Genomic DNA, 22,447 nt, shown 5'->3' with positions numbered 1-22,447 from the left:
AACACGCGCCTGGCAACGGCATCAGCGGCCAGCGTGACGTAGCTGTGTCCCCTGGCACGCGAAGTCTCATCAATCGCCAGTGCCGTGACATCCGAGTGATCTGCCAAGCCACAGGCCATCTCAACATACTTTTCGCACACGGCCAGAACCTTGTGCGGCGACTCCCCGACAAGACGCGAGACGGCGGCAAATGGCATCTGGCCAGACAGCATCAGAAKGAAGGCTTCAAACAGCAAGGTGAAGCCATTAAGTCGCCCGGCAAAATCAGGCTCGACCAACCGCACCGAACCGTTGGGAAGTTTCACGCGAGGCGTGCGAACTTGCAGATGGCACTCGTGTTGAAAGAAGTTCAGGTGCCGATACGTCTTGGCCACCGTGTCGTGCACACCATGCAGCCCATCGTGACCCGAGACTGCAAAGCGACTGCCGACTTTGAAGTCAATCAATATCGTCAAGGTCTTGGCACCTTCGTCGAACTCAACCGAGGCAACGCACCACGGGTCAGTGATGCCCAGGGCAGATTCAAACAGCTTGGCAGTCATCAATTCACGCTCAAAAGTTGATCAATATGGCAGAAGCTTACCCACTCAAATTTCAAGAGAACCACTTTTTTGCAGGCCGCATTTTCAGCGGCCACGAGATGCCTCGCAGCAAGCCGCACCCCGACGTGTACCTGGCCGCTGCTGCGCATTTGCAAGTGGACCCGGCGCGCTGTCTGGTGGTCGAAGACACCACGGTGGGCATCACGGCCGGTGTGGCCGCTGGGGCTACGGTGTGGGCCTATGCCGCGCCGCCGGCCGAGCATGCGCCTCTGGTGCAGGCCGGTGCCAAGCGGGTGTTCACCGGTATGCACGAATTGAGATGGGGCACCTGATGCTCTGGCAGACCGCCTGAAGACGGCTGTCAATTCTTGGCCCAAAGCTTGGCCTGTTGCACCAAATGTGTCTGGAAGATTTGCGCAATGGGCGAAATTTGTTTGGCCTTGGGATAGACCAGGTGCCATTGCGACCGGATGGGCGAGCCGCTGACCGGCAACACACAAAGCTCTTGTGCCAGTTCGACCTCCTTGAGTGCGTGCTTTGAAATCACCGCCACGCCCAAGTGGCCTGCAACGGCCTCTTTGATGGCTTCATTGCTGCCCAGTTCCAGGCGTGAGCTGGGTTCAAATTGTTCAGACGCGAAGAAACGATCGGTCGCCAGACGTGTGCCCGATCCGGTCTCGCGCAGCAAAAAGCGTTCGTCCTGCAGTGCAGACAGCGGCAGACGTTTGCGTCCAGACAGCGGGTGGTTTTTGGCGGCAATGAGCAACAGGGGGTTGGCCAAAAAAACCTGATCTTCCAGGTCCATGTCACCCGGTGGTGTGGTCATCACGTACAGATCGTCCCGGTTGTCGCGCAGGCGCTGCACGACGCCATCGCGGTTGAGCACTTCCAGTGAAATGTCGATGTCAGGGTGCAGTTCACAAAAACTGCCCAGCAAGCGCGGGACGAAGTATTTGGCCGTGCTCACCACGGCCACCCGCAAGCGGCCCTGGGTCAGGCCTTGCATGGCGTGGATGCCTTGTTCAAAACTTTCCCATTCACCCACAATGGCCCGCGCCGTGCGTGCCAGCTGTTGCCCTGCATCGGTCAGGTAAAGCTTGCGGCCGATGATGTCGTACAGGGGCATGCCCACCGATTCGGTGATTTCGCGCAGCTGCATGGATGCGGTGGGTTGCGTCACGTGCATGGCTCTTGCTGCGGAGGTCACGCTGCCAGTCTCAGCGGTGGCCAGAAAAAGACGCAACTGCCGGAATGTGATGTTCATAGACTTTTACTGATGAAAATTTAATAAAAAATAGATTTTAACGAATGATATTGCGCAGACTCAATCGATCTCCATTGTTCAATGAGGTGATGGCATAAGTCCGTTGGTGGAGCCTGAGATTTTTTTGTGTTGGGTGTTTTTGCGGGCCTGGTGAAGTCCAATCTGGAGATTCCGCCTGCGATTTCCCGATTCCTTTCCTTGTAGCTGCTGATGGCCTTGGGCCTCTAAGGCGGCTTTGCACTGCGCAGTCGGGCCTGACAGTGCAGGTGGCTGCGAGTTTGTCCCTGGCGGTATTTCTCGCCATGCTGGTGCCCTGGCTGAATGACCAATGGCTGCTCAGGTTTCTGGGTGGCTTTGACGCTGCAGCGCTGGCAGCCTGCTAGTGCTCAGTCAGTGCAGTCACATTCATCACCGCCAAGGCCCACCTCTAAACCACGGCCAGGCCTATGGGGGAGCATGGCTGCGGCCATGGCCTTGGTGGAGTCACCGGCCATCATCTTTGTCGTGCTAATGGCCAAGCGTTTGCGCAGCCAAGCTTGCGGGTCAGGCACATCGCACCAGCGCGTGTCGACGGGCAAGGTGTTGCATGAATACCTCACCGACGGTGCCCAGCTTTTGTTGTTGGGGGCGATGCTGATCGGCATGGTCAGCGGCGAAGCAGGGCGCCAGGCCATGCAGCCTTTTTCGGGCGATTTGTTCAAGGGCGTGCTGGCATGGCGCTGGGCTTGTGCTTGATGCTGGGCGTGCCCCAAGGCGATGCGGTCTTGCTGATGGTGCTGTCCGCCAGTGCGTCCTACATCGCCGTACCTGCGGTGTTGCGCTATGCCTTGCCCGAGGCGAATCCGTCTTTGTGCGTGGGTTTGTCCTTGGGACTCACGTTCCCGTTCAACATCCTGCTGGGCATACCGCTGTATGTCAAGGCAGCCGCGATGCTGTTGTCCTGATGCGTGAACCTCAGCCCGTGCGGTGCTTTTGGGCTGCCAGCTTGATCTGAGTCAGTTGCTCAGGCGTCAGCCTGTTCAGATTCCTGAGTTGCATGCCCATGCGCGGGTTCTTTTCCAGCAAGCTTTGATGGCGTCTTAAAAAATCCCAATACAGGGTGGTGTACGGGCAGGCCTTGGGGCCGGTGGATTGGCCGGGGTCGAATTGGCAGCCCTGGCAGTGGTTGCTCATGCGCTGGATGTACTTGCCGCTGGCCACATAAGGCTTGCTGGCCAGCAGGCCACCGTCGCCAAACTGCGACATGCCCAACGTGTTGGGCAGCTCCACCCACTCCACCGCGTCCACATACACGCTCAAAAACCATTCGTGCATGTGCCGTGGATGCACGCCGCGCAGCAAGCCATACAGGCCCAGCACCATCAGGCGCTGGATGTGGTGCGCATAGCCGTGTCGCAGCGTTTGCTGCAGCGCGTCGCGCAGGCAGGCCATGTCGGTGTCACCGGTCCAGAAGAAACCGGGCAGGTCTTCTTGTGCGTCCAGTGCATTGAGGCCTATGTAGCCCGGCATCTGCGTCCAATAAATGCCGCGCACAAATTCGCGCCAGCCCAAAATTTGCCGTACAAACCCCTCCACGGCAGCCAGTGGGGCATGGCCTTGTTGCCAGGCCTCCTGTGCGGCCTGCACCACTTCTTGCGCCGACAGCAGCTTCAGGTTCAGGCACACCGACAGTTGCGAGTGGTAGAGCCAGGGCTCGCCTGCCCACATCGCGTCTTCGTATTGGCCGAATAACGGCAAGCGAATGGCGATGAAGTCTTGCAAGGCCAGCAATGCTTGTGCTCGCGTGACGGGCCAGCCAAAGTCGGTCAGCTCTCCCGGTTGCTCGACAAACGCCTGCTCGACCAAGGCCATCACCTGCTGCGTGACAGGATCTGGCGCAAAGCGTTGCGGCGCAGTCAGGTTCTGGGGACCTTTTTTTCCGAAAGATTCCCGGTTGTCGGCATCGAAATTCCATTGGCCGCCCACGGGTTGCTGGCCTTCCATCAGGATGCCAAAGCGCTGGCGCAGTTCCCGGTACCAATACTCCATGCGCAGTTGCTTGCGGCCTTTGGCGTGCGCTGCAAAGTCCCGTACGGTGGTGAAAAAGTGGGTGTCGTCACGCAGTGTCAGCACACGCTGGTGCGCCTTGGCCGTAGCCTGCAGGGATTGCAATATGCGCCAGTCGCCGGGGGCCGTCATGACCAGCTGAGCAGGCTGCCAGCAGTCGATGGCGCGTGCCAATTCGCCTGGCAGCGTGCCGGTGTGGCCGGGCTGGTCGAGCTCGGTGTAGTCAACCCGCCAATGCTTGTCTCGCAGCGTTTGCGCAAAGTGCCGCATGGCGCTCAGGAACACAGCGATGCGTTGTTTAGACGAGGGCACATGCGTTGACTCCTGCATGGCTTCGGCCATCCACACCACGTCCTGGGTCGGATCAAAGTCGACCAATGCGCTGGCGTCTTCGCTGAGTTGATCGCCCAGCACAATGACCAGGTGCCGGATGGGTGCTTGTGGTGTGTTCATCTCAAAAATCCCATTCGGCCTGAATGGCTTGCGTTGGTTCAGCGCTGGGGCGGCGTTTGCTGAAAGGTTTGCCCCGTCGTGACGCATGCTGCTCGATCACCGCCTGTTTGCCTTCGCGCACTTGAGGCGTTTGGCGACGCTTGTGCAGCAGGGCTTTGGCCTGGCGTGTGGCGGCTGGCAGGTCCACGGGTGGTTCGGGCCAATCGGTGCCCACCACCACGCCGCATTGCTCCTGCACAGAGGGCGGCATCTTCCAGGGCTCGAACAACCAGGTGTCCGGCACGCGCCGCAGCACGGGCAGCCAGCGGCGCACAAAAATGCCTTGCGGGTCGTGGTCCTGGGCCTGTTTGATCGGGTTGTACACGCGTGTGGTGTTGATGCCGGTGGTGCCCGATTGCATTTGCATCTGGCTCCAGTGGATGCCGGGTTCGTAGTCCACAAACTGACCAGCCAACCATTGCCCAACGTCTTTCCAGTGCAGCCAAAGGGGGTAGGCGGCCACCGAAACCAGCATGGCCCGCATCCGGAAATTGAGCCAGCCGGTGTGATGCAGCATGGTCACGCAGGCATCGACCAGTGGCCAGCCGGTGCGTGCTGTGCGCAGGCGCTCAAAGTGCTCAGAGTTCGAGTCGTTTTCGCGCAGGCCGTCGTAGCCCCGGTGCATGTTGCGGTGTTCGATGGCGGGTTCGCTCTCGAGCTTCTGCATGAAATGGCAATGCCAGTGCAGTCGGCTGGTGAAGGCCACCAGACCCTTTCGGGTCCAGCTGTCCAGACCCGGTTGGCGCAGGACGTTCTCGGTGGCCTGCACGACTTCGCGCATGCTGATGCACCCCCAGCTGAGGTAGGGTGACACTCTGGAGCAGGCACTGGCAGCGCTCAGGGGAGAAGAAATGCCGCCGCGGTATTGTCCGCTGCGCTCCTGCAGAAAACTTTGCAGTGTCTGCAAGGCTTGAGCCCGCCCACCTGTCTGCCGATGTGGCGCAACATCTGGCGGCAAGCCCCAGGACTCCCAATCGGGCCAGCTTTGTGCAGGCCAGGGCCAAGCCGCAGGCGTGAGGGTGGGCATGTTCAGCTGGACTTGCTGCATTCTCTGCGTCCAGATGTCGCTCCAGACGTCGCGACTGGGCAACTTGCGGACCACGCCGTTTTGACAATGCTCTTGCCACTGCACGCCCTGTGCCGCACACCAGTGGGCCACGGCTTTGTCGCGCAGGTAGGTCATGCCGTTGCCGGTTTCCTGGTGCGAGTGCAGGTGGCTGAAGCTTTGCGCCTGGTGCAGGCGTTCCAGCACGTCGGTCACCTCGCCGCTCACCACCTGCAGCTGCACACCGCAAGCCTTGAGTTGCCGGTAGAGGTCGCGCAGACACTCGCGCAAGAAATCAAACTGCCTTTGCGAGGCATCGGGGCAGCGCCAGTAAGACGGCTCCACGATGTAGACGCACATGACCGGCCCCAGTGTGGCAGCGCAGGTCAGTGCCGCGTTGTCATACGTGCGCAAATCGCGTTTGAACCAGACCAGTTGTGTGCCCATTTTCGTGTGCCCCGTTTCAATTCGTTGGGCGCTGTGGAGAGGGCATGGTCGACTCTGTGGGGTCAAAGCAGGCCAGCAAGTGCCCGGGCGCAGCAGGCATTTGGCGTTCTAGGTAGTCGCGGATGAGGGGCGCAGCCATCCAGGGGTGGGTCTGGCCACTCCAGATGCCTTGCGGCGCAATGGCCCAGCGAGTGTCCACCCGCGTCATCAGCACCACTGCGGGCAGCAAGTCGTCAAACGCTGCTTCGACGAGCAGCCACTGGTCTGTTGCCCATGCGGCAGACACGCGTGCCGTGTGCGAAGCCGGTGGGCTGTAAGCCTTGAGCACCACCAGCGCCGATGTCAGACGCTCATCCTGAGGCTGCAAGCGCGTCACCCGAGCGCAATCACGGCGCAGGCGGTTGAGCCGGTCGCTCAGCCAACCTTGCACATCCAAGGGGCGGCCATCCACCACCAGCAAGTGGCCGTTGTCGAACTTTTGCCATTCGAAATGGCTCAGAGTGACCCACACAGCCGTGACCAAGAGTGCCGCGATGGCCACGCGTGGCTTCATGCCCCGGTGCCCGCCACTGAGAGTGTGGCGGGGAGCGGAATGTTCTCATGCTGGGCCACCATCTCCAGCGCTTTTTCAAACAAGGCACGTGCCGACCCCGAGACGGAGCTGAGGTAGGCGTGCAGGTGGGCGTCTTCTGCACTTTTGCTGAGGCACTCCTGGCTGTACTGCTCAAAGCTGGCCAATTGCGAGATCAACTCCGCCACATGCCGGGGGCATTCGCACAGCATGTCGCTGGAAATGTTGGCCACCCGGTTGAGGGTTTCATCGCTGTACTTGCGTGGGGGCACCAGGACGCTGTGTTGCACATCGCTGACCTCCTGGGCGTGGTCCATCCACAAAACGGAGTTGATCAGCTCGCCCAATTCGGCGTTTGATAAGGGTTCCCTGCGGACCTTGATGCCTGCAAGTTTCAATGCCGCAACGACCTGCTCCTGTCCGAAGTTGTACAGCACGATCGCTTGTTGAAAACGGTGCGCCTGCACCAAGCGCTGTATCTCTGCACCCGCGAGCACATGCAGCGAGTTCAAACGCACCAAGAGCACCTGCGGGTGAGCGGTCAGCGTCGCCTGAGACGCTGCATCCATGTCTTCCAGGATGTCGGTGATCTGTAACGACTGACCTGACAAGCCCAGCGAAGTACGCCAGGACTCCACGCGTGCAGCCATGCCCACACCGACCACCGCCATCGTGACCGACGTTGATGGCGCCCGGGCCGGACGGTGCAGCCGGTGCGCGTTCTGCTGCTGCACCAGGAGGTCGTTGAGCTGTGTCACCGAGCGTTGGGCAATCGTGCTGATGCTGTGCCCGGCTTCGGTCAATTGCTTGATCAGCGAAGCGCGCAGAACGTCTTCGTCCGAATACAAGCGGTGGCGGCCTTCCGATTTGGCCGGCGCGAACGCGTTGTGCCGTGTCTCCCATACCCGCAAGGTCGATACGGGCACGCCGCTCAGGGCTGAAACGGCACCGATGCGGTGTTGGTAACCGGTTTGATGCATGGTCACGCTTGATTGAGTAGATATTGAGTTAAATTATAGGAATATTTTTGATTTTGAGTAGATTTAATTTTATTGAGTGATAGATTAAATGCATCAACTGCAGGGTCAACCTCAATGCTCGGAAAAAAATCTGTTCATGCCACCCATGCCCTGATCGTCATGGCTTCACAACCCTTGGGGCGCACCATCACCACAGCCCAGCTGGCCAGCCATATGGGCATGTCGGTTTCTTACCTGGAGAGCCTGCTCAAAGTGTTGCGGGCAAACGCGCTTGTTCGCTCGGTGAGGGGACCTGTTGGCGGTTACGAGTTGGATGGGCGTGTGGGCTGAGGCCAAACTCTTCCCTGGCACCCCCTTGGCTGCCTGGGGAACCCAACTCGGTGTTCCAGCTTTCTGAGTTCATGAGCCAAACTGCCCCCCGCATGGGCCGCGTGATGGTGCGCCCCTGGGTTGCACATTGACTGCTTCAGGCGGGCGGGTTAGGTCTTGCAGATCGGGGTCGAGGACAATGCGTACCGACTCTGGACAGTTTGGCCGGCTGCGTTGTCTGCGCGCCAGGCGGTTCATCCCCGGCAGATTTTCCAGTGAATTTCGAGGTCGACACGCTCCCATGAAGAAACCGTTCAAAGGCAACAAGTCTTTCTTGCCCAGCAAAATCTGTGAACACTGCCAGCGCGAAATGAGCTGGCGCAAGTCCTGGGCCAAAAACTGGGACGAGGTCAAATACTGCTCTCAGGCATGCCGTGCGGCAGGCCCGGGCACCCCACGCCGCGCCGCCTGACCATGCTCGGCAAAATCAAACGCAGGCAATCACTCGGCAAAGCTGCCGCGCCGAAGGTGCAGGCTTTGCCCATCTGCCCTCTGTGCATGAGGGAAATTCCGGTTTCCGAACAAGACGCCCACCACTTTGTTCCCAAGTCCAAAGGGGGGCGCGAAACCCGACTGCTGCACCGCATTTGCCATCGTCAGATCCATGCCTTGTACACCGAGTCTGAGCTGGCACGTCGCCTCAACACAGCCGAAGCACTGTTGGCCGAGGCGCAGATACAGACGTTTGTGGCTTGGGTGCAGCGAAAGCCGAACCATTTTTACGAAAAGAGCCGCAAAAGCGCCCTGCGACGCAGCTGAAGGTGCATCAGGCATGGCGTGGCTTGTTGGCGCCAGCGCAGTAGCATTGGGGCCATGAACCAGACATCCGATCCCCCCTTGCCCCAGCTGCCAACGGGCATCTGGGTCTTGGGCTTTGTCAGCCTCCTGATGGACATTTCTTCGGAGATGGTCCACAGCCTTTTGCCCTTGTTCATGGTGGGCGTGCTGGGCGCCAGCGCCTTGACGGTCGGCCTGATCGAGGGCATTGCCGAGTCCACCGCCTTGATCGTCAAGGTGTTTTCTGGCGTGGTCAGCGACTACCTGGGCAAGCGCAAAGCCCTGGCCGTGGTGGGCTACGCCATGGGGGCTTTGAGCAAACCCTTGTTTGCCTTGGCGCCCAGCATAGGCTGGGTGCTGACGGCGCGGTTTGTGGACCGCATCGGCAAAGGCGTGCGCGGCGCGCCGCGTGATGCCCTGGTGGCCGACATCGCTCCACCCGAGGTGCGTGGTGCGGCCTTTGGTTTGCGGCAATCGCTGGACACGGTGGGGGCATTTCTGGGTCCCTTGCTGGGTGTGGGCTTGATGCTGTTGTGGGCCAATGATTTCCGGGCGGTTTTCTGGGTGGCGGTGGTGCCGGGTGTGCTGGCGGTGCTGCTGCTCGTGGTGGGCGTGCGTGAGCCTGATGTGCATGTGGGCGAGGGCAAAGTCAATCCGATTCGCCGTGAAAACATCCGGCGTTTGGGCGGGGCTTATGCCTGGGTTGTGGCTGTGGGCGCGGTGTTCACACTGGCGCGTTTCAGTGAGGCTTTTTTGGTGCTGCGTGCGCATCAGGGCGGCATGGCGGCGGCGTGGGTGCCCCTGGTCATGGTAGCGATGAACCTGGTCTATGCCGCCAGTGCTTATCCCTTTGGGCAACTGTCGGACCGCATGAGCCACCGCGCGCTGCTCGCCTGGGGCCTGGTGGCGCTGATCGCCGCCGACTTGGTGCTGGCCAGCGACGCGCACTGGACGCGTGTCTTGCTGGGGGTTGTTTTGTGGGGTGTGCACATGGGCATGACCCAGGGCCTGCTGGCCACCATGGTGGCCGACACCGCGCCGCCCGATTTGCGCGGTACGGCTTTTGGGGTTTTCAATCTGGTCAGCGGCGTGTCGATGTTGGTGGCCAGTGTTCTTGCGGGTTTTCTGTGGGACCGGTGGGGGGCCTCGTTCACTTTTTACGCGGGCGCCATTTTTTGCGTGATCGCCTTGCTGGGCTTGCTGCGCCAAGCGCCCTTCACGGGTTCGACCTCTCGCGTCCAGTGACCGCCGCGCACCTCAAGGGCCAGATCTGAACTCGTCTGGCGTTTGGCCTGTCCAGCCCTTAAACGCCCGCATGAAACTCTTTTCGTTTTGAAAGCCGACTTCAGCGGCAATCTGTTTGATCGGACGTGTGGTGCGCATCAGCCATTCGGTGGCCATGTCACGGCGCACCGCGTCCTTGAGCTGCTGCAGGCTGGCGCCTTCTTCTTTCAGTTGCCGGTGCAGCGTGCGCGCAGACAGGTTCAGCCAGGCAGCCAGGTCGTCCGCGTTGCGGCTGTGCTCGGGGTGTTCGGCCAGGGTCTGGCGCACTTTTTCCATCAGCAGGCGGTCGCGCCGGTAGGGGCGCACCGTCAACAACAAGGCGCGTTGCAGCATGCGTTGCAGCGCGGCTTCGTCGCGGCGCAGGGGCAGTTGCAGGTAGCCAGCGTCAAAGCTCAGGCGGCTGTGTGGCGCGTTGAATTGGCAGGGGCCGTCAAACAGCACGCGGTAGCTGTCTGCGTGTGGGGGCGGCGCAAAGTGCAGCTGGGTCGCCGCCAGCGGGATGCGCGAGTCGGTCAGCCAGCAAGCCACGCCCAGCGCGTTGCGCAGCACCGAGACGGTGCAAAACTCTCGCAGGTCTTTCAGGTCGTGCGCTTCATGCAGCTCGATGTGGGCCAGCCCATCCGAGGTGCTCAGGGTCAGCCGGATGTCTTCAGTCAGCAGGTTATGGTGGCGGCACCAGCGCGCCAGCGCCACGCCCAAGTTGGGGGCGGTCAGCGAGGCGCGCACCAACATGCCGTAGCTGCCCCAGGGCAGGCGGCGGCTGAACCAGCCCAGGGCCTCATCGTCCAGCTCGCGCATGGCACTGGCCGAGAGCCATTCCATTTGCAAAGCGGTGATGCGCGCATCGGGTTGATGCAGCAAGTCTGGCGCAATTTGTGCCGCCTGCAGGGCGGGCAAGGGGTCGAGGCCGCGCAAGGCAAAAGCGCTGGCAATGGCGCGCACAAAAGCCATGGGTGTTTCGGCGCGCACGGAGAGGGCGGGTTGGTTCGCCAATGAATGGCCAGGGTTGGAGTGGGTGCTGGCAGCGTCTTTCATGGTGGCGCAAATTGTGGCACGATTTGCAACCCATTTGACAGCCCAAAGCGGGGCTGCAGCCTTTAAGCTGGCAGGCATTGCACGTTCGATGCGCCCGGGGCCATGCCCTGTGGCCCCAGCCCCTAGGAAGCACCATGACCGTTTTGCACTCCCAACTGAACCCGCGTTCCGCCGATTTTCAGCACAACGCTGCTGCCATGCGTGCCCTGGTCGATGACCTGCGTGCCCATTTGGAGCGTGTGGCCCAAGGCGGCGGCGATGCGCCCCGCGCCAAGCACACCGCCCGGGGCAAGCTGCTGCCGCGCGACCGCGTGCAGATGCTGCTCGACCCCGGCACGCCCTTCCTCGAAGTCGCGCCCTTGGCGGCGCTGAATATGTACAACAACGACGCCCCCAGCTCGGGCGTGATCGTGGGCATTGGCCGCGTGAGTGGGGTGGACTGCATGATCGTGTGCAACGACGCCACGGTGAAGGGTGGCACCTATTACCCAATGACGGTGAAAAAGCATTTGCGCGCGCAAGAGATCGCACAGCAAAACCACCTGCCTTGTATCTATCTGGTGGACTCGGGCGGTGCCAACTTGCCCAACCAGGACGAAGTCTTCCCCGACCGCGACCACTTTGGCCGCATCTTCTTCAACCAGGCCAACATGAGCGCGCAAGGCATCGCGCAGATCGCGGTCGTCATGGGCTCGTGCACAGCGGGCGGCGCGTATGTGCCCGCCATGAGCGACGAGACCATCATCGTCAAGAACCAGGGCACCATCTTTTTGGGCGGCCCGCCGCTGGTCAAAGCCGCCACCGGCGAGGTGGTGAGCGCCGAAGACTTGGGCGGTGGCGATGTGCACACGCGCTTGAGTGGCGTGGCCGACCACTTGGCGCAAAACGATGTGCACGCGCTGGCGCTGGCGCGTCAGGCCGTGAAAAACCTGAACGCACAAAAGGCCCCCAACATCGCCACGCACGCGCCCGTGCCGCCCAAGTTTGATGCGCAAGAGCTGTATGGCGTGATCCCCACGGACACGCGCAAGCCTTTCGACGTGCGCGAAATCATCGCCCGCATCGTCGACGGCTCCGAGTTCGACGAATTCAAATCGCGCTTTGGCACCACCTTGATTTGCGGCTTCGCCCGCATCGAAGGCATGCCGGTGGGCATCATTGCCAACAACGGCATTTTGTTCAGCGAGTCCGCGCTCAAAGGTGCGCACTTCATCGAGCTGTGCTGCCAGCGCAAGATCCCGCTGGTCTTTTTGCAGAACATCACCGGCTTCATGGTGGGCCGCAAATACGAAAACGAAGGCATCGCCCGCAACGGCGCGAAGATGGTCACGGCCGTGGCCACCGCTGCGGTGCCCAAATTCACCATCATCATCGGTGGCAGCTTTGGCGCGGGCAACTACGGCATGTGCGGCCGCGCTTACAGCCCTCGCTTCTTGTGGATGTGGCCCAACGCCCGCATCAGTGTCATGGGCGGCGAGCAAGCCGCAAGCGTCTTGGCCACCGTCAAGCGCGACGGCATCGAAGGCAAGGGCGGCCAGTGGAGCATGGAAGAAGAAGAAGCCTTCAAAGCCCCGATCAAGCAGCAATACGAAGACCAAGGCCACCCCTATTACGCCACCGCCCGCATTTGGGACGACGGCATCATCGACCCGGCCGATACACGCCGCGTGCTGGCGCTGGGTTTGAGCGCATCGCTGAACGCCCCGATTCCCGAGACGAAATTTGGACTTTTCCGCATGTGATGTGTATGATTTTGTAAATTCATGCACATTCAGGAGGTTTCCAAATGCGCACCAACATCGTGATCGACGACAAGCTCATGGCCGACGTCATGGCTTATGGCGACTTCAAGACCAAGCGAGAGGCTGTGGAAGAGGGCTTGCGCATGCTCAAGCGGCGCAAAGTCTATGACGGCTTGCTGGCCTTGCAAGGACAGCTTCAGTGGGACGACTCTGACGAAGGATGGGCCCGCTGGCGGGCGCAGCAGCAGGCTTTGAAGGCCGCAGGCGAACCGTACGACCGCGCCATTGACGCGTCAGAGAAGGTCTACGCAGGCGTTCAGCCTTTGGTGCTTCAAGAGCCCGAGTCGCCCACACGGATCGCACAAACCCGGAAGAAGCCATGATTCTGGTGGACTCCAGCGTCTGGATTGACTTCTTCAATCAAGCGCCGACACCGCAACGTCTGCAACTGGTGCGCTGGCTGGAAGGTGGAGACGTGTCGATTGGCACAGCCGATCTGGTGGTGTTCGAAGTGCTGCGCGGATTTCGCAACGACACAGCCCGTCGCACGGCAGAAAGCCTGCTGTTGGATTTGCCCGTGATGGACATTGGCGGGGCGGCCAATGCGCTCAGCGCGGCAGCGCTGTACCGCCGCCTGCGTGCACAGGGCCGCACCGTGCGCAGCCCCATCGACGTGCTATTGGCCAGCTATTGCATGACACACGGCCACACGCTGCTGCACCGCGATGCGGATTTTGAATCACTCAAAACTTTAGGAGGACTGGACACATGGCCACACTGAGCACATCCACCTGGCATAGCCACTTCAACATGCAAGCGCGTTACCACGTCTGGGCCACGCACCGCCTGCTCGAAGCGGTCTCGCGCGTTTCCGCCGAAGACTACCAACGCGACGTGGGCCTGTTCTTCAAAAGCATCCACGGCACGCTGAACCACATGCTGGTGGCCGAGCACCTGCTGTGGTACGCGCGTTTTGCCAAAGGCGCATCGCCTGTGCTGGCGCTGGATGCCGAAATCGAGCCCGAGCGTGAACGCCTGGCGCAGGCGCTCAAGGGCGGATCGGCCAACTGGACGCCACTGATCGCCAGCTGGAGCGCCGAGCGTTTTGACAGCCACCTGGACTACCAAACCAGCAAAGGCGTTCCCCAGTCCTTGCCGTTTGCGGCCACCTTGGCGCATGTGTTCAACCACGCCACCCACCACCGTGGCCAGATCACGGCGGCACTGACCGCCTTGGGGCAGCCTTGCCCGGAGCTGGACATGGTGTATTGCTTGCAAGAGGAGTCGAGGAAATGAGATTGACTTTGACCATATCGGTGCCGAACCGTGGTGTTCGGGGTCGAGATGAAATACCCACTTGATCAAGCGTTGTCCAATGGCCCGCTGAATGTGTGCTGGCTCTGGACATGAGCGCACCGCTGAACCTGTCTTGAAGTATTAAAAGAACACCCATGTACCAAACCCTCGAAATCGAACACCACAAGCGCGTTGCCACCGTCTGGATGAACCGCCCCGATGTGCACAACGCCTTTGACGAAACCTTGATCGCCGAGCTGACCGCAGCGTGTGAAGCGCTCGATGCCGACGACAACGTGCGCGTGGTCGTGTTGGCTGGGCGCGGCAAGAGCTTTTCGGCTGGGGCCGACCTCAACTGGATGAAGCGCGCCGCGCAAAACGGCGTGGACGATAACCTGCGTGATGCGCGTGCCTTGGCCCGTATGCTGCGCGTGTTGGCCGAGATGAAAAAGCCCACCATCGCCCGCGTGCAAGGTGCGGCGCTGGGTGGTGGCACCGGCCTCACTGCCGCGTGTGACATCGCAGTCGCTTCCACCAAAGCGGTGTTCGCCACTTCCGAAGTCAAGTTCGGCATCATTCCCGCCGCCATCAGCCCCTATGTGGTGCGGGCCATCGGTGCGCGCCAGAGTTACCGCTACTTTCAGTCGGCCGAGCGCATTGATGCGCTGCGTGCGCGCGAACTGGGCCTGGTGCATGAAGCGGTCGAGCCCGAGCAACTGGACGCCAAGGTGCAGGAGATCGTGGATGCGCTGATCCAGGGCGGCCCGCTCTCGCAAGCCGCTGCCAAGGACCTGATCCGTGCCGTGGACAACAAACCGATCAACGATGCCGTGGTGGAAGATACCGCCCAGCGCATTGCCGGGTTGCGTGCCACACCCGAAGCGCAGGATGGTCTGTCTGCCTTCCTCAACAAACGTCAGCCGGGCTGGTTGCCATAATCGGTTAATACCAACCCGAGTACAGTGATTCGAGTTGTAAGGAGAGTTGATGTGCTGACAACGATTGAACTTGAAAATTTCAAGGGTTTCAAGAAAACCAAAATAGAGCCTTTACGCAAGGTGAACTTGCTGATCGGAGGGCAGAACGTAGGCAAAACCTCGGTGCTTGAGGCTGTATATGCGGTGACAAAACCTGACGCAACAGCAGGCATGGCACGCGCATTCCGGCCCGCAGAGGAGAACGATGAGGTTCGCTACGTACAAACTGTTTTCTCCAGTGAATTTCAAAAAATTTCCGTGATCTCTGATGGCGTGCGATTTTTATTAGCCCCAGAAAACGGTGCAGGAACTCAAGGTTTCCCGAACACTAGATATGGGTATGCGAACAACTTAACGCTCTTCACGTCCAATCCCAATGTGAGCCCAACATTAAATCCGATGGTTTTTCCGATTCATTTGCCTAGTCAAAATGCGTTAAACAACACTTTTGGTCGGCTTGTGATGATGCGAAAGAAAAAAGATTTACTGAAAACATTGAAAGAAGTAGAGCCGCGTTTAGAAGACTTGAATGACTTATCGCCTGACGGGTATCACCGCATCTATGCAGAACTAGAAGGGGTTAATGTCGCATTGCCTTTGCCACAGCTTGGGCACGGTTTCTCACGTTTGCTGAGTTTGTTTTCCGAGCTTTACGTGAATGACTCCAAGCTGGCACTCATCGATGAAATTGAAAACGGCATCCACTACAGCGCGCTGCCCACTTTGTTCAAAGGAATCAAAGCAGTGGCTCAAGAACAAGATGTTCAATCCATCATCACCACACATAGCATGGACTGCATCCGCGCAGCTTGCCAGGTCTTTGAAGACAGTCCAAATGATTTTCAAGTCATTCGTCTGGTGCGAGGAGTGGGTGATGTTGAGGTGGACATTATTCCTGCGGATGCAGTGAGTGCGGTGCTTGATAGTGACGGGGAGATTCGTTGATGAACTCACCAATTCAAGCTGTGTTGATCGTCGAAGGTGCGGACGAGAGTGACGTGATTGGACATTTGCAAGACCTGCACGGTATCACTGGTGTACATGTGGTGCAGTTGTCTGGACGAGCCGACTTGATGAACAAAGTGAAGATGGTGGCATTTGACTCTACGCTGAGAGATGTGCAAAAGGTCGGTATTGTTTTTGATAGCGAAGATGACCCGAAAGCCGCTCAAGAGGCATTGCAAGAAGCATCAAATTACCTGTCCCAACTACAACCCCATCCTAAGACTGTTCGTGTTCTGCAGTTGCCGGATGAAAGTCAAGTTGGCAGTTTTGAAGCGTTGTGCTTGCAAGCAATCGATGCCGAAGACGATGTATTCCAATGCTGCAACCAGTTCTTGGCTTGTCTAGAGGGCAAAAAACACAGGCTCACGACACAGGCGCGCAAGGATAAAGCGCGTCTGCTGACATGGTACGCCGCTAAAAACGGCAAACACATCAGTCGTATCGGGCGAGACGCGTATCAAGGAGATCGTGTCTTTAATTACGAGCACGCGGCCTTTCGTCCCTTGGTGACATTCCTTCAATCTTTGGTTGTCTAAACATGTTTAAAAAAATCCTGATCGCCAACCGTGGCGAAATCGCCTGCCGCGTTGCAGCCACTGCCCGCCGTATGGGCATCCAAACTGTGGCCGTTTATTCAGACGCCGACGCCAGCGCCAAGCATGTGCAAGCTTGCGATGAAGCGGTGCATGTGGGCGGCAGCGCGCCCAAAGACAGCTACTTGCGCTGGGAGCGCATTTTGCAAGCGGCCAAAGACACGGGTGCGCAAGCGGTTCACCCCGGCTACGGCTTTTTGAGTGAGAACGAAGACTTTGCCAAGGCCTGCGCCGCTGCCGGTCTGGTGTTCATCGGCCCGCCTGCCTCGGCGATTTTGGCGATGGGCCTCAAGGCCGAGTCCAAGCGCTTGATGGAAGCAGCCGGTGTGCCGCTGGTGCCCGGTTACCACGGCGCGGACCAGGACCCGGCGCTGCTGCAGCGCGAAGCCGACCGCATCGGTTATCCCGCGCTCATCAAAGCCAGCGCGGGCGGTGGCGGCAAAGGCATGCGCGTGGTCGAAAAGTCCGAAGACTTTGCTGCAGCCCTGGCCAGCTGCCAGCGCGAAGCCATCAACAGCTTTGGCAGCGATGCGGTGCTGATTGAAAAGTATGTGCAGCGCCCACGCCACATCGAGATTCAGGTGTTTGGCGACACGCAAGGTAACTGTGTGTACCTGTTTGAGCGCGACTGCTCGGTGCAGCGCCGCCACCAAAAGGTGCTCGAAGAAGCCCCGGCCCCCGGCATGACCGAGGCCCTGCGTGCGCAAATGGGCGCAGCCGCTGTGGCCGCCGCCAAAGCGGTGAACTATGTGGGCGCGGGCACGGTGGAATTCATCGTCGAACAAACCGCCTATGACCAACCCGAGTCGATGAAGTTTTTCTTCATGGAAATGAACACCCGCTTGCAGGTGGAGCACCCGGTGACCGAGGCCATCACCGGTTTGGACCTGGTGGAGTGGCAACTGCGCGTGGCCAGTGGCGAGGCGCTGCCTTTGCGCCAGGACCAGTTGCGCATCCGGGGCCACGCCATTGAAGCGCGCATCTGCGCCGAGAACCCCGACAACAACTTCCTGCCTGCCACCGGCACTTTGCAGGTCTATCGCAAGCCGCAGGCCACCAGCTTTGAGCGAAGCACGGTGCGCGTGGACGACGGCGTGCGCGAGGGTGACACCATCAGCCCGTTTTACGACTCGATGGTGGCCAAGCTCATCGTGCATGGCGACACCCGCGAGCAAGCGCTGGCCCGGCTGGACACCGCTTTGGCGCAAACCCACATCGTGGGTCTGAACACCAACGTGCAGTTCTTGCGCCATGTGGTGCGCAGCGAGGCGTTTGCCACCGCCAAGCTCGACACCGCGCTCATCCAGCGCGAAGCCGCTGTGCTGTTCAAACAAGAAACCGTGGGCTTAGCCGCAGCCGTGGCGGCGGTGGTGGCCCACACCTTGCACGCCGAAAAAGCCCTGCAAGGCGCAGACCCCTTTAGCCGCCGCGATGGCTGGCAGTCGCACGGCTTGGCGCAGCGCCGCTTTGAATTTGTGTGGCAAGACCAGCCCCGCTCGGCCCGTCTGAACTATTTGCATGACGGCGCTGTGAGCCTGTCGCTGGAAGGCGATGACGCTGCATCTGGCGTGCTGAGCTTTGCCGCACATGGCGCAGGCCTGTGGGTGCAGTGGGGCAACGCCCCGCGATGCTTCACCCAGCTCGACTGGCAAGGCGAGACCGCGCACCTCTTCGCGCCCCAGGGCGCGACCCGCATCACCGTGCTCGACCCACTGGCGCACGCGGGCGAAGCCGCGCAAGAAGGCGGCCGCCTCACCGCCCCCATGCCCGGCAAGGTGGTGTCGTTTGCGGTCAAAGCGGGTGACAAGGTCAAAGCCGGTCAGCCTTTGGCGGTGATGGAAGCCATGAAGATGGAGCACACCATCAGTGCGCCCAAAGACGGCACCGTGGCCGAGTTGCTGTACGCGCCGGGTGATCAAGTCGCCGACGGGGCAGAGTTGCTCAAGCTGGGCTGACAAAATCGGCCCATGAACATCACCATCTGCTTTGACAAGCTCGACCCTGCGCCTTGGGTGCAGGGCCTGCAAAAGGCTTTCCCTGAGGCCACCGTCTCTGCTTGGGCGCCTGGCGCACCCCCCGCCCAGCATGCCATCGTCTGGGCCCCGCCCCAGCAGTTCATCGACGAGCAGCCGGGTCTGCAAACGCTGTTCAACATCGGTGCAGGTGTGGATGCCTTGATGCAGCTGAAACTGCCGCCAGCGCTCAAGGTGGTTCGTCTGGACGACGCGGGCATGTCGGTGCAAATGGCCGAATACGTGTGCCATGCGGTGATCCGGCATTTTCGCGAGTTCGATGGCTACGACGCCGACACCCAATTGGCTAAATGGTCGTATCGCAAACCCCGCAGCCGGGCCGACTTTGCAGTCGGCGTGATGGGCTTGGGTGTGCTGGGTGAGCGGGTGGCCAAGGCGCTGCAGGTGTTTGATTTCCCGGTCAACGGCTTCAGCCGCAGCCCCAAAGACCTGCCTGGCATCCGCTGCTTCAGCGGGGCGCAGAGCTTGCCCGAATTCCTGCAGGCCACGCGCGTGCTGGTCAATCTGATGCCGCTCACCGCCGAGACCGAAAACATCCTGAACAAAGACACACTTTCGCAACTGCAAAAAGGCGGCTATGTGATCAACGTGGCCCGTGGCAAACACCTGGTGGACGAAGACCTCTTGGCCTTCATCGACAGCGGTCACCTGGCCGGGGCAACGCTGGACGTGTTCCGTACCGAGCCATTGCCCGCCGACCATGTGTTCTGGCAACACCCGAAAATCACGGTCACGCCGCACACCTCGGCCCGCACCCTGCGGGAAGAAAGCATCGCGCAGATCGTGGGCAAAATGCAGGCGCTGCAGCGTGGCGAGCCCATCCGTGGCGTGGTTGATCACCAGCGCGGTTATTGACTCGCGTCCTTTTTGAACAGCAGTTTTGGGGGTGACTAAAATCATTCAAACTATGGAAGCCCAACGCATCACATTTGCATTGACCGACACGTCGGCAGGCTTTGAAGCCACGCCGGAGCGCGTGCGCTTGGGCGATTTGGCCAGCTTCTCCTCGGATGTGGCCACTTTCCTGCGCGGTGAAGACAAAGAGGTGGACACCAACGCGCTGGAAGTGGCGGTTCGGAAAGGCTCTTTGGCCATTGAAACTGCGCCTTTGCTGATCGCGCCTAATTTGTACCGAGACTTGCGAGCCTTGCTGGGTGGCGAGTTATTGGACAGTCTGGATGCCAAGCGACGCGAAGTGATGGAGCGTTGGCAAAAAACGTCCCGCTCATCGAAGCAGGTTTCTTACAGAATTTCTGCGCCCTTCTTGGGGCAATCCATCGAAGTCAATGCGCAAACCGACTTCCACGCCGACGATGCTGACCAGTGGGTTCAGGTTGAGCGTTACGTGCGTGGAGAAATCCAAGACTTGGGCGGTGCCACAAAGTCCAATGCGCACATCAAGCTTCCAGATGGCCGCACGTTGAAAGTCACCACTGAGCGTGATGTTTTGCGCAATGACACGGTCAACCGTTTGTACAAGTTGGCGATGCTGCGCATCAAGGCCGAATACAACGTGCTGACCCGGGAGTTGCGAAACGCCCAATTGGTGGAGTTTGTGGAGCACGCTTCAACGGTGGACGAAGAGGCCTTGTCTCGATTGACGCGCAGAGGAGCCGCTGCTTGGAAAGATGTGCCGAACGCCACGGCATGGGTGGATGAGTTGCGCGGAGACAAACCGTGAACAGTGTTCTCTTGGACACCAGTTTTTTGATCAGTTTGAGTGATCCGACGCGCCCGCACCATGCTGCTGCGGTCTTGTATTACAGAGAGTGCGCCCGCAGACAGGTGGCCATGTACTTGTCCACGGTCGTGGTTTCAGAGTTTCAAGTCAAACAAGCCATCAACGACCTGCCACTGCGCAATTTCGTGATGCTCCCATTCAATGTGGATCATGCGATGCGCTGTGGATTGATGATTCGACAAATGCCACGGGACGCAGGTGATGACCGAGTGCGGGTGAAAGATGATTTCAAGTTGCTGGCGCAGTGTGACTGTGAAGCCATCACCCACTTGATCAGTGAAGATGCCAGCACGTTGGCCAAATATTTGGACCGAGCCCGTGAAACGGGTTTGGCATCAACCCGTACTGTTTTGCTGCGCGATGGCTTTGATGAGGCCTGGTTTGAGAACGGCCAGACACGGCTGTTGCCTTAGCCCCGACGCTGTCCAAAAAAGAACCCCCAAGCAACGAGGCTGCCGAAGCAGTTGAATTGAAGGGGGCCGTGTTTTTGTCATGTTAGCCTGAAATAACGATGAATTTAGCCAATTTTCCCAAACGCGTTCAACTCATCGACGTCGGCCCTCGCGACGGTTTGCAAAACGAAAAGCAGCCGGTTCCGGCCGAGGTCAAAATCGGTCTGGTGCACCGCCTGCAGGCTGCGGGCCTCACCGAGATCGAGGTCACCAGTTTTGTGTCCCCGAAGTGGGTGCCGCAGATGGCCGACAACGCGGTTGTCATGGCGGGCATTGCGCGCCAAGCAGGCGTGCGCTATTCGGTGCTTACGCCCAATATGGTGGGTTACCAAGCGGCGGTGGCTTCGAAGCCCGACGAGATCGTGGTTTTTGGTGCCGCCAGCCAGGCCTTCAGCCAGAAAAACATCAACTGCTCGATCGAAGAAAGCATGGAACGTTTTGCACCCGTGGTGCAGGCGGCGCTGGCGTCAGGCATCGCGGTGCGCGGGGCCATGAGCTGCACCGTGGGCTGCCCTTACGAAGGCGAAGTCTCGCCGGCCAGCGTAGGCCACCTGGCGGGTTTGATGAAACAGATCGGCGTGCAGCGCGTTGACGTGGCCGACACCATTGGTACAGGCACACCGCTCAAGGTGCAAAAAGCCATCGAGGCCACACTGCAGCACTTCGACATCGACCACATCTGCGGCCACTTCCACGACACCTATGGCCAGGCGCTGGCCAACACGCTGGCGGCGTTGCAAATGGGGGTGTGGAACTTTCAGTCGTCAGTGGCAGGTCTGGGCGGTTGCCCTTATGCCAAGGGCGCCACGGGCAACGTGGCCACCGAAGACGTTGTGTACATGCTGCACGGCATGGGCATTGAGACGGGCATTGACCTGGACAAACTGGTGGATGCTGGGGCGTTCATCAGCGACTTTTTGGGCCGCCAACCCAACTCGAACGTGGCCAAGGCCTTGTTGACCAAGCGGGCGGGCTGAGCCATGTGTGGCGCTGAACTCCATACTTTGCCTGAGGGCGTGCAACGTGTGGCGCGGGTTTTGCAAGACGCAAACCACCCCCATGATCCCATCATGCTCGATGGCGCGGCCCGCACCGCACAAGAGGCCGCTGACAGCTTGGGTGTGCAGCTCGGTCAGATCGCCAAGAGCGTGATCTTCAAACGTAAGGAAGATGGCGTGGCTGTGCTGGTGGTGGCTTCGGGTGACCGCCGCGTGGACGAGAAAAAAGTCTCGGCCCTGGTGGGCAAGATCGGTCGTGCCGATGCCGACTTCGTGAAGGCGCAGACCGGCTTCACCATTGGTGGCGTCTCGCCCGTGGCGCATCTGAACCCGCCTGTCACGCTGCTCGACCAGGACCTGTGGCGCTTTGCCGACATCTGGGCCGCAGCCGGGCACCCGCATGGCGTGTTCCAGTTGCGGCCCGAAGATCTGAAACGTTTGACCGGCGCGCCCGTGGCCGATGTGGCGCTGACAAGTCAAGAGGGGCAGACATGAACATCCGCTGGAAAAAGCTGGCAGACCGCGCCGCGCAGGTGTTGGCCGAACCGCAACCCTTGGCGCCACACTCGATGCCCTCGCCGTGTGTCTCGGTGTGTGTGATGCACCCGCAAACCGCTTGGTGTGAAGGCTGCATGCGCACCCTGCAAGAAATTGGTGACTGGAGCCGCATGAACGATGCCGCCAAGCGCCAGGTCTGGCTGCAAATTCCTGGGCGCTTGTTGCAACGGCAGGCCATGGTTTCTTGATGGGGTGAGCAG

25 protein-coding genes and 2 pseudogenes are annotated in these 22,447 nt (G+C 60.0%); 20 read left to right on the top strand and 7 right to left on the bottom strand.

The window, feature by feature from the left end:
* The coding region (locus AMM33_RS00735) for an ISL3 family transposase (RefSeq protein ID WP_194945146.1) at nucleotides 1-542 on the bottom strand (542 nt) is incomplete at its 3' end.
* Between the two features lie 62 nt (nucleotides 543-604).
* Here AMM33_RS00735 and AMM33_RS00730 point away from each other — a divergent pair.
* A pseudogene (locus AMM33_RS00730) lies at nucleotides 605-874 on the top strand (HAD family hydrolase); the annotation flags it as partial.
* Nucleotides 875-903: 29 nt separating this feature from the next.
* On the opposite strand, the gene AMM33_RS00725 reads toward AMM33_RS00730, so the two are convergent.
* Nucleotides 904-1,806 carry a LysR family transcriptional regulator gene (locus AMM33_RS00725; protein WP_090137907.1) on the bottom strand — a complete coding sequence of 301 codons (903 nt, stop codon included), beginning with the start codon at nucleotides 1,804-1,806 and terminating at the stop codon, nucleotides 904-906.
* A gap of 321 nt (nucleotides 1,807-2,127) precedes the next feature.
* Here AMM33_RS00725 and AMM33_RS00720 point away from each other — a divergent pair.
* Nucleotides 2,128-2,750 (top strand): annotated as a pseudogene (locus tag AMM33_RS00720) (sodium-dependent bicarbonate transport family permease).
* 10 nt (nucleotides 2,751-2,760) lie between these two features.
* Here AMM33_RS00720 and AMM33_RS00715 read toward each other — a convergent pair.
* From AMM33_RS00715 to AMM33_RS00700, 4 genes are read right to left on the bottom strand one after another with little or no spacing between them, the layout of a single operon-like run.
* Nucleotides 2,761-4,305: a cryptochrome/photolyase family protein gene (locus AMM33_RS00715; protein WP_090137905.1), complete on the bottom strand. Its 1,545-nt coding sequence runs from the start codon at nucleotides 4,303-4,305 to the stop codon at nucleotides 2,761-2,763.
* Between the two features lies 1 nt (nucleotide 4,306).
* The gene (locus AMM33_RS00710; protein ID WP_090137903.1) at nucleotides 4,307-5,836 is read right to left on the bottom strand and encodes a cryptochrome/deoxyribodipyrimidine photo-lyase family protein; all 1,530 of its coding nucleotides are present in this window, start codon (nucleotides 5,834-5,836) and stop codon (nucleotides 4,307-4,309) included.
* 16 nt (nucleotides 5,837-5,852) lie between these two features.
* Nucleotides 5,853-6,389, bottom strand: a complete 537-nt coding sequence (locus AMM33_RS00705; protein ID WP_090137901.1) for a hypothetical protein — start codon at nucleotides 6,387-6,389, stop codon at nucleotides 5,853-5,855.
* Entirely contained in the window at nucleotides 6,386-7,387 is a 1,002-nt protein-coding gene (locus tag AMM33_RS00700; RefSeq protein WP_090137899.1) for a MerR family transcriptional regulator, read from the bottom strand. Before AMM33_RS00700 ends, AMM33_RS00705 begins: the two co-directional genes overlap by 4 nt.
* A 114-nt stretch (nucleotides 7,388-7,501) precedes the next feature.
* Here AMM33_RS00700 and AMM33_RS00695 point away from each other — a divergent pair, with 114 nt between their 5' ends.
* From AMM33_RS00695 to AMM33_RS00680, 4 genes are all read left to right on the top strand, one after another.
* Nucleotides 7,502-7,717, top strand: a complete 216-nt coding sequence (locus AMM33_RS00695) for an RrF2 family transcriptional regulator (protein ID WP_090137898.1) — start codon at nucleotides 7,502-7,504, stop codon at nucleotides 7,715-7,717.
* 280 nt (nucleotides 7,718-7,997) lie between these two features.
* Complete coding sequence (locus tag AMM33_RS00690) at nucleotides 7,998-8,168, top strand: DUF2256 domain-containing protein (protein WP_090137896.1); 171 nt, start codon at nucleotides 7,998-8,000, stop codon at nucleotides 8,166-8,168.
* Nucleotides 8,169-8,170: 2 nt separating this feature from the next.
* Nucleotides 8,171-8,515 carry an HNH endonuclease gene (locus AMM33_RS00685; RefSeq protein ID WP_194945145.1) on the top strand — a complete coding sequence of 115 codons (345 nt, stop codon included), beginning with the start codon at nucleotides 8,171-8,173 and terminating at the stop codon, nucleotides 8,513-8,515.
* A 54-nt stretch (nucleotides 8,516-8,569) separates the two neighbouring features.
* Complete coding sequence (locus AMM33_RS00680) at nucleotides 8,570-9,778, top strand: MFS transporter (RefSeq protein ID WP_090137894.1); 1,209 nt, start codon at nucleotides 8,570-8,572, stop codon at nucleotides 9,776-9,778.
* Between the two features lie 12 nt (nucleotides 9,779-9,790).
* Here AMM33_RS00680 and AMM33_RS00675 read toward each other — a convergent pair whose 3' ends face one another.
* The gene (locus AMM33_RS00675) at nucleotides 9,791-10,852 is read right to left on the bottom strand and encodes an AraC family transcriptional regulator (protein ID WP_090137893.1); all 1,062 of its coding nucleotides are present in this window, start codon (nucleotides 10,850-10,852) and stop codon (nucleotides 9,791-9,793) included.
* A gap of 134 nt (nucleotides 10,853-10,986) precedes the next feature.
* On the opposite strand from AMM33_RS00675, the gene AMM33_RS00670 reads away from it, so the two are divergent.
* The 14 genes from AMM33_RS00670 (at nucleotide 10,987) to AMM33_RS00605 (ending at nucleotide 22,435) form a co-directional block, all read left to right on the top strand.
* Nucleotides 10,987-12,594 (top strand): carboxyl transferase domain-containing protein, encoded by a 1,608-nt coding sequence (locus AMM33_RS00670; RefSeq protein ID WP_090137891.1) that lies wholly within the window; start codon nucleotides 10,987-10,989, stop codon nucleotides 12,592-12,594.
* Between the two features lie 44 nt (nucleotides 12,595-12,638).
* A complete protein-coding gene (locus AMM33_RS00665; RefSeq protein WP_090137889.1) occupies nucleotides 12,639-12,977 on the top strand; it encodes a type II toxin-antitoxin system VapB family antitoxin in 339 nt (112 codons plus the stop codon).
* The gene (locus AMM33_RS00660; RefSeq protein WP_090137887.1) at nucleotides 12,974-13,375 is read left to right on the top strand and encodes a type II toxin-antitoxin system VapC family toxin; all 402 of its coding nucleotides are present in this window, start codon (nucleotides 12,974-12,976) and stop codon (nucleotides 13,373-13,375) included. Before AMM33_RS00665 ends, AMM33_RS00660 begins: the two co-directional genes overlap by 4 nt.
* The gene (locus AMM33_RS00655) at nucleotides 13,363-13,890 is read left to right on the top strand and encodes a DinB family protein (protein WP_090137885.1); all 528 of its coding nucleotides are present in this window, start codon (nucleotides 13,363-13,365) and stop codon (nucleotides 13,888-13,890) included. Before AMM33_RS00660 ends, AMM33_RS00655 begins: the two co-directional genes overlap by 13 nt.
* A gap of 155 nt (nucleotides 13,891-14,045) precedes the next feature.
* Complete coding sequence (locus AMM33_RS00650) at nucleotides 14,046-14,828, top strand: enoyl-CoA hydratase/isomerase family protein (protein ID WP_090137884.1); 783 nt, start codon at nucleotides 14,046-14,048, stop codon at nucleotides 14,826-14,828.
* 51 nt (nucleotides 14,829-14,879) lie between these two features.
* Entirely contained in the window at nucleotides 14,880-15,812 is a 933-nt protein-coding gene (locus AMM33_RS00645) for an AAA family ATPase (protein WP_194945144.1), read from the top strand.
* Nucleotides 15,812-16,408: a DUF3226 domain-containing protein gene (locus AMM33_RS00640; protein WP_090137880.1), complete on the top strand. Its 597-nt coding sequence runs from the start codon at nucleotides 15,812-15,814 to the stop codon at nucleotides 16,406-16,408. The genes AMM33_RS00645 and AMM33_RS00640 overlap by 1 nt, the downstream gene beginning before the upstream one ends.
* Before the next feature lie 2 nt (nucleotides 16,409-16,410).
* The gene (locus tag AMM33_RS00635; RefSeq protein ID WP_090137878.1) at nucleotides 16,411-18,420 is read left to right on the top strand and encodes an acetyl/propionyl/methylcrotonyl-CoA carboxylase subunit alpha; all 2,010 of its coding nucleotides are present in this window, start codon (nucleotides 16,411-16,413) and stop codon (nucleotides 18,418-18,420) included.
* Nucleotides 18,421-18,432: 12 nt separating this feature from the next.
* Nucleotides 18,433-19,353 (top strand): 2-hydroxyacid dehydrogenase, encoded by a 921-nt coding sequence (locus AMM33_RS00630; RefSeq protein WP_090137876.1) that lies wholly within the window; start codon nucleotides 18,433-18,435, stop codon nucleotides 19,351-19,353.
* A 52-nt stretch (nucleotides 19,354-19,405) separates the two neighbouring features.
* Entirely contained in the window at nucleotides 19,406-20,179 is a 774-nt protein-coding gene (locus AMM33_RS00625) for a hypothetical protein (RefSeq protein ID WP_090137874.1), read from the top strand.
* Entirely contained in the window at nucleotides 20,176-20,652 is a 477-nt protein-coding gene (locus AMM33_RS00620; protein WP_090137872.1) for a type II toxin-antitoxin system VapC family toxin, read from the top strand. Before AMM33_RS00625 ends, AMM33_RS00620 begins: the two co-directional genes overlap by 4 nt.
* Before the next feature lie 98 nt (nucleotides 20,653-20,750).
* A complete protein-coding gene (locus AMM33_RS00615) occupies nucleotides 20,751-21,668 on the top strand; it encodes a hydroxymethylglutaryl-CoA lyase (protein ID WP_090137870.1) in 918 nt (305 codons plus the stop codon).
* A gap of 3 nt (nucleotides 21,669-21,671) precedes the next feature.
* Nucleotides 21,672-22,184 carry a YbaK/EbsC family protein gene (locus tag AMM33_RS00610; protein ID WP_090137868.1) on the top strand — a complete coding sequence of 171 codons (513 nt, stop codon included), beginning with the start codon at nucleotides 21,672-21,674 and terminating at the stop codon, nucleotides 22,182-22,184.
* Entirely contained in the window at nucleotides 22,181-22,435 is a 255-nt protein-coding gene (locus tag AMM33_RS00605) for a DUF1289 domain-containing protein (protein ID WP_090137867.1), read from the top strand. Before AMM33_RS00610 ends, AMM33_RS00605 begins: the two co-directional genes overlap by 4 nt.
* Nucleotides 22,436-22,447: the final 12 nt, after the last annotated feature.

The organism is Limnohabitans sp. DM1 (genome assembly GCF_001269385.1).
Classification (GTDB): Bacteria; Pseudomonadota; Gammaproteobacteria; order Burkholderiales; family Burkholderiaceae_C; genus Limnohabitans_A.
The sequence above is the reverse complement of the archived record's forward strand: the minus strand, read 5'-3'. Positions and strand labels throughout refer to the sequence as shown.

Coding starts and splice junctions, on each gene's coding strand:
- AMM33_RS00725 (WP_090137907.1), bottom strand. CDS start 1,806: ATGAACATCACATTCCGGCAGTTGCGTCTTTTTCTGGCCACCGCTGAG.
- AMM33_RS00715 (WP_090137905.1), bottom strand. CDS start 4,305: ATGAACACACCACAAGCACCCATCCGGCACCTGGTCATTGTGCTGGGC.
- AMM33_RS00710 (WP_090137903.1), bottom strand. CDS start 5,836: ATGGGCACACAACTGGTCTGGTTCAAACGCGATTTGCGCACGTATGAC.
- AMM33_RS00705 (WP_090137901.1), bottom strand. CDS start 6,389: ATGAAGCCACGCGTGGCCATCGCGGCACTCTTGGTCACGGCTGTGTGG.
- AMM33_RS00700 (WP_090137899.1), bottom strand. CDS start 7,387: ATGCATCAAACCGGTTACCAACACCGCATCGGTGCCGTTTCAGCCCTG.
- AMM33_RS00695 (WP_090137898.1), top strand. CDS start 7,502: ATGCTCGGAAAAAAATCTGTTCATGCCACCCATGCCCTGATCGTCATG.
- AMM33_RS00690 (WP_090137896.1), top strand. CDS start 7,998: ATGAAGAAACCGTTCAAAGGCAACAAGTCTTTCTTGCCCAGCAAAATC.
- AMM33_RS00685 (WP_194945145.1), top strand. CDS start 8,171: ATGCTCGGCAAAATCAAACGCAGGCAATCACTCGGCAAAGCTGCCGCG.
- AMM33_RS00680 (WP_090137894.1), top strand. CDS start 8,570: ATGAACCAGACATCCGATCCCCCCTTGCCCCAGCTGCCAACGGGCATC.
- AMM33_RS00675 (WP_090137893.1), bottom strand. CDS start 10,852: ATGAAAGACGCTGCCAGCACCCACTCCAACCCTGGCCATTCATTGGCG.
- AMM33_RS00670 (WP_090137891.1), top strand. CDS start 10,987: ATGACCGTTTTGCACTCCCAACTGAACCCGCGTTCCGCCGATTTTCAG.
- AMM33_RS00665 (WP_090137889.1), top strand. CDS start 12,639: ATGCGCACCAACATCGTGATCGACGACAAGCTCATGGCCGACGTCATG.
- AMM33_RS00660 (WP_090137887.1), top strand. CDS start 12,974: ATGATTCTGGTGGACTCCAGCGTCTGGATTGACTTCTTCAATCAAGCG.
- AMM33_RS00655 (WP_090137885.1), top strand. CDS start 13,363: ATGGCCACACTGAGCACATCCACCTGGCATAGCCACTTCAACATGCAA.
- AMM33_RS00650 (WP_090137884.1), top strand. CDS start 14,046: ATGTACCAAACCCTCGAAATCGAACACCACAAGCGCGTTGCCACCGTC.
- AMM33_RS00640 (WP_090137880.1), top strand. CDS start 15,812: ATGAACTCACCAATTCAAGCTGTGTTGATCGTCGAAGGTGCGGACGAG.
- AMM33_RS00635 (WP_090137878.1), top strand. CDS start 16,411: ATGTTTAAAAAAATCCTGATCGCCAACCGTGGCGAAATCGCCTGCCGC.
- AMM33_RS00630 (WP_090137876.1), top strand. CDS start 18,433: ATGAACATCACCATCTGCTTTGACAAGCTCGACCCTGCGCCTTGGGTG.
- AMM33_RS00625 (WP_090137874.1), top strand. CDS start 19,406: ATGGAAGCCCAACGCATCACATTTGCATTGACCGACACGTCGGCAGGC.
- AMM33_RS00615 (WP_090137870.1), top strand. CDS start 20,751: ATGAATTTAGCCAATTTTCCCAAACGCGTTCAACTCATCGACGTCGGC.
- AMM33_RS00610 (WP_090137868.1), top strand. CDS start 21,672: ATGTGTGGCGCTGAACTCCATACTTTGCCTGAGGGCGTGCAACGTGTG.
- AMM33_RS00605 (WP_090137867.1), top strand. CDS start 22,181: ATGAACATCCGCTGGAAAAAGCTGGCAGACCGCGCCGCGCAGGTGTTG.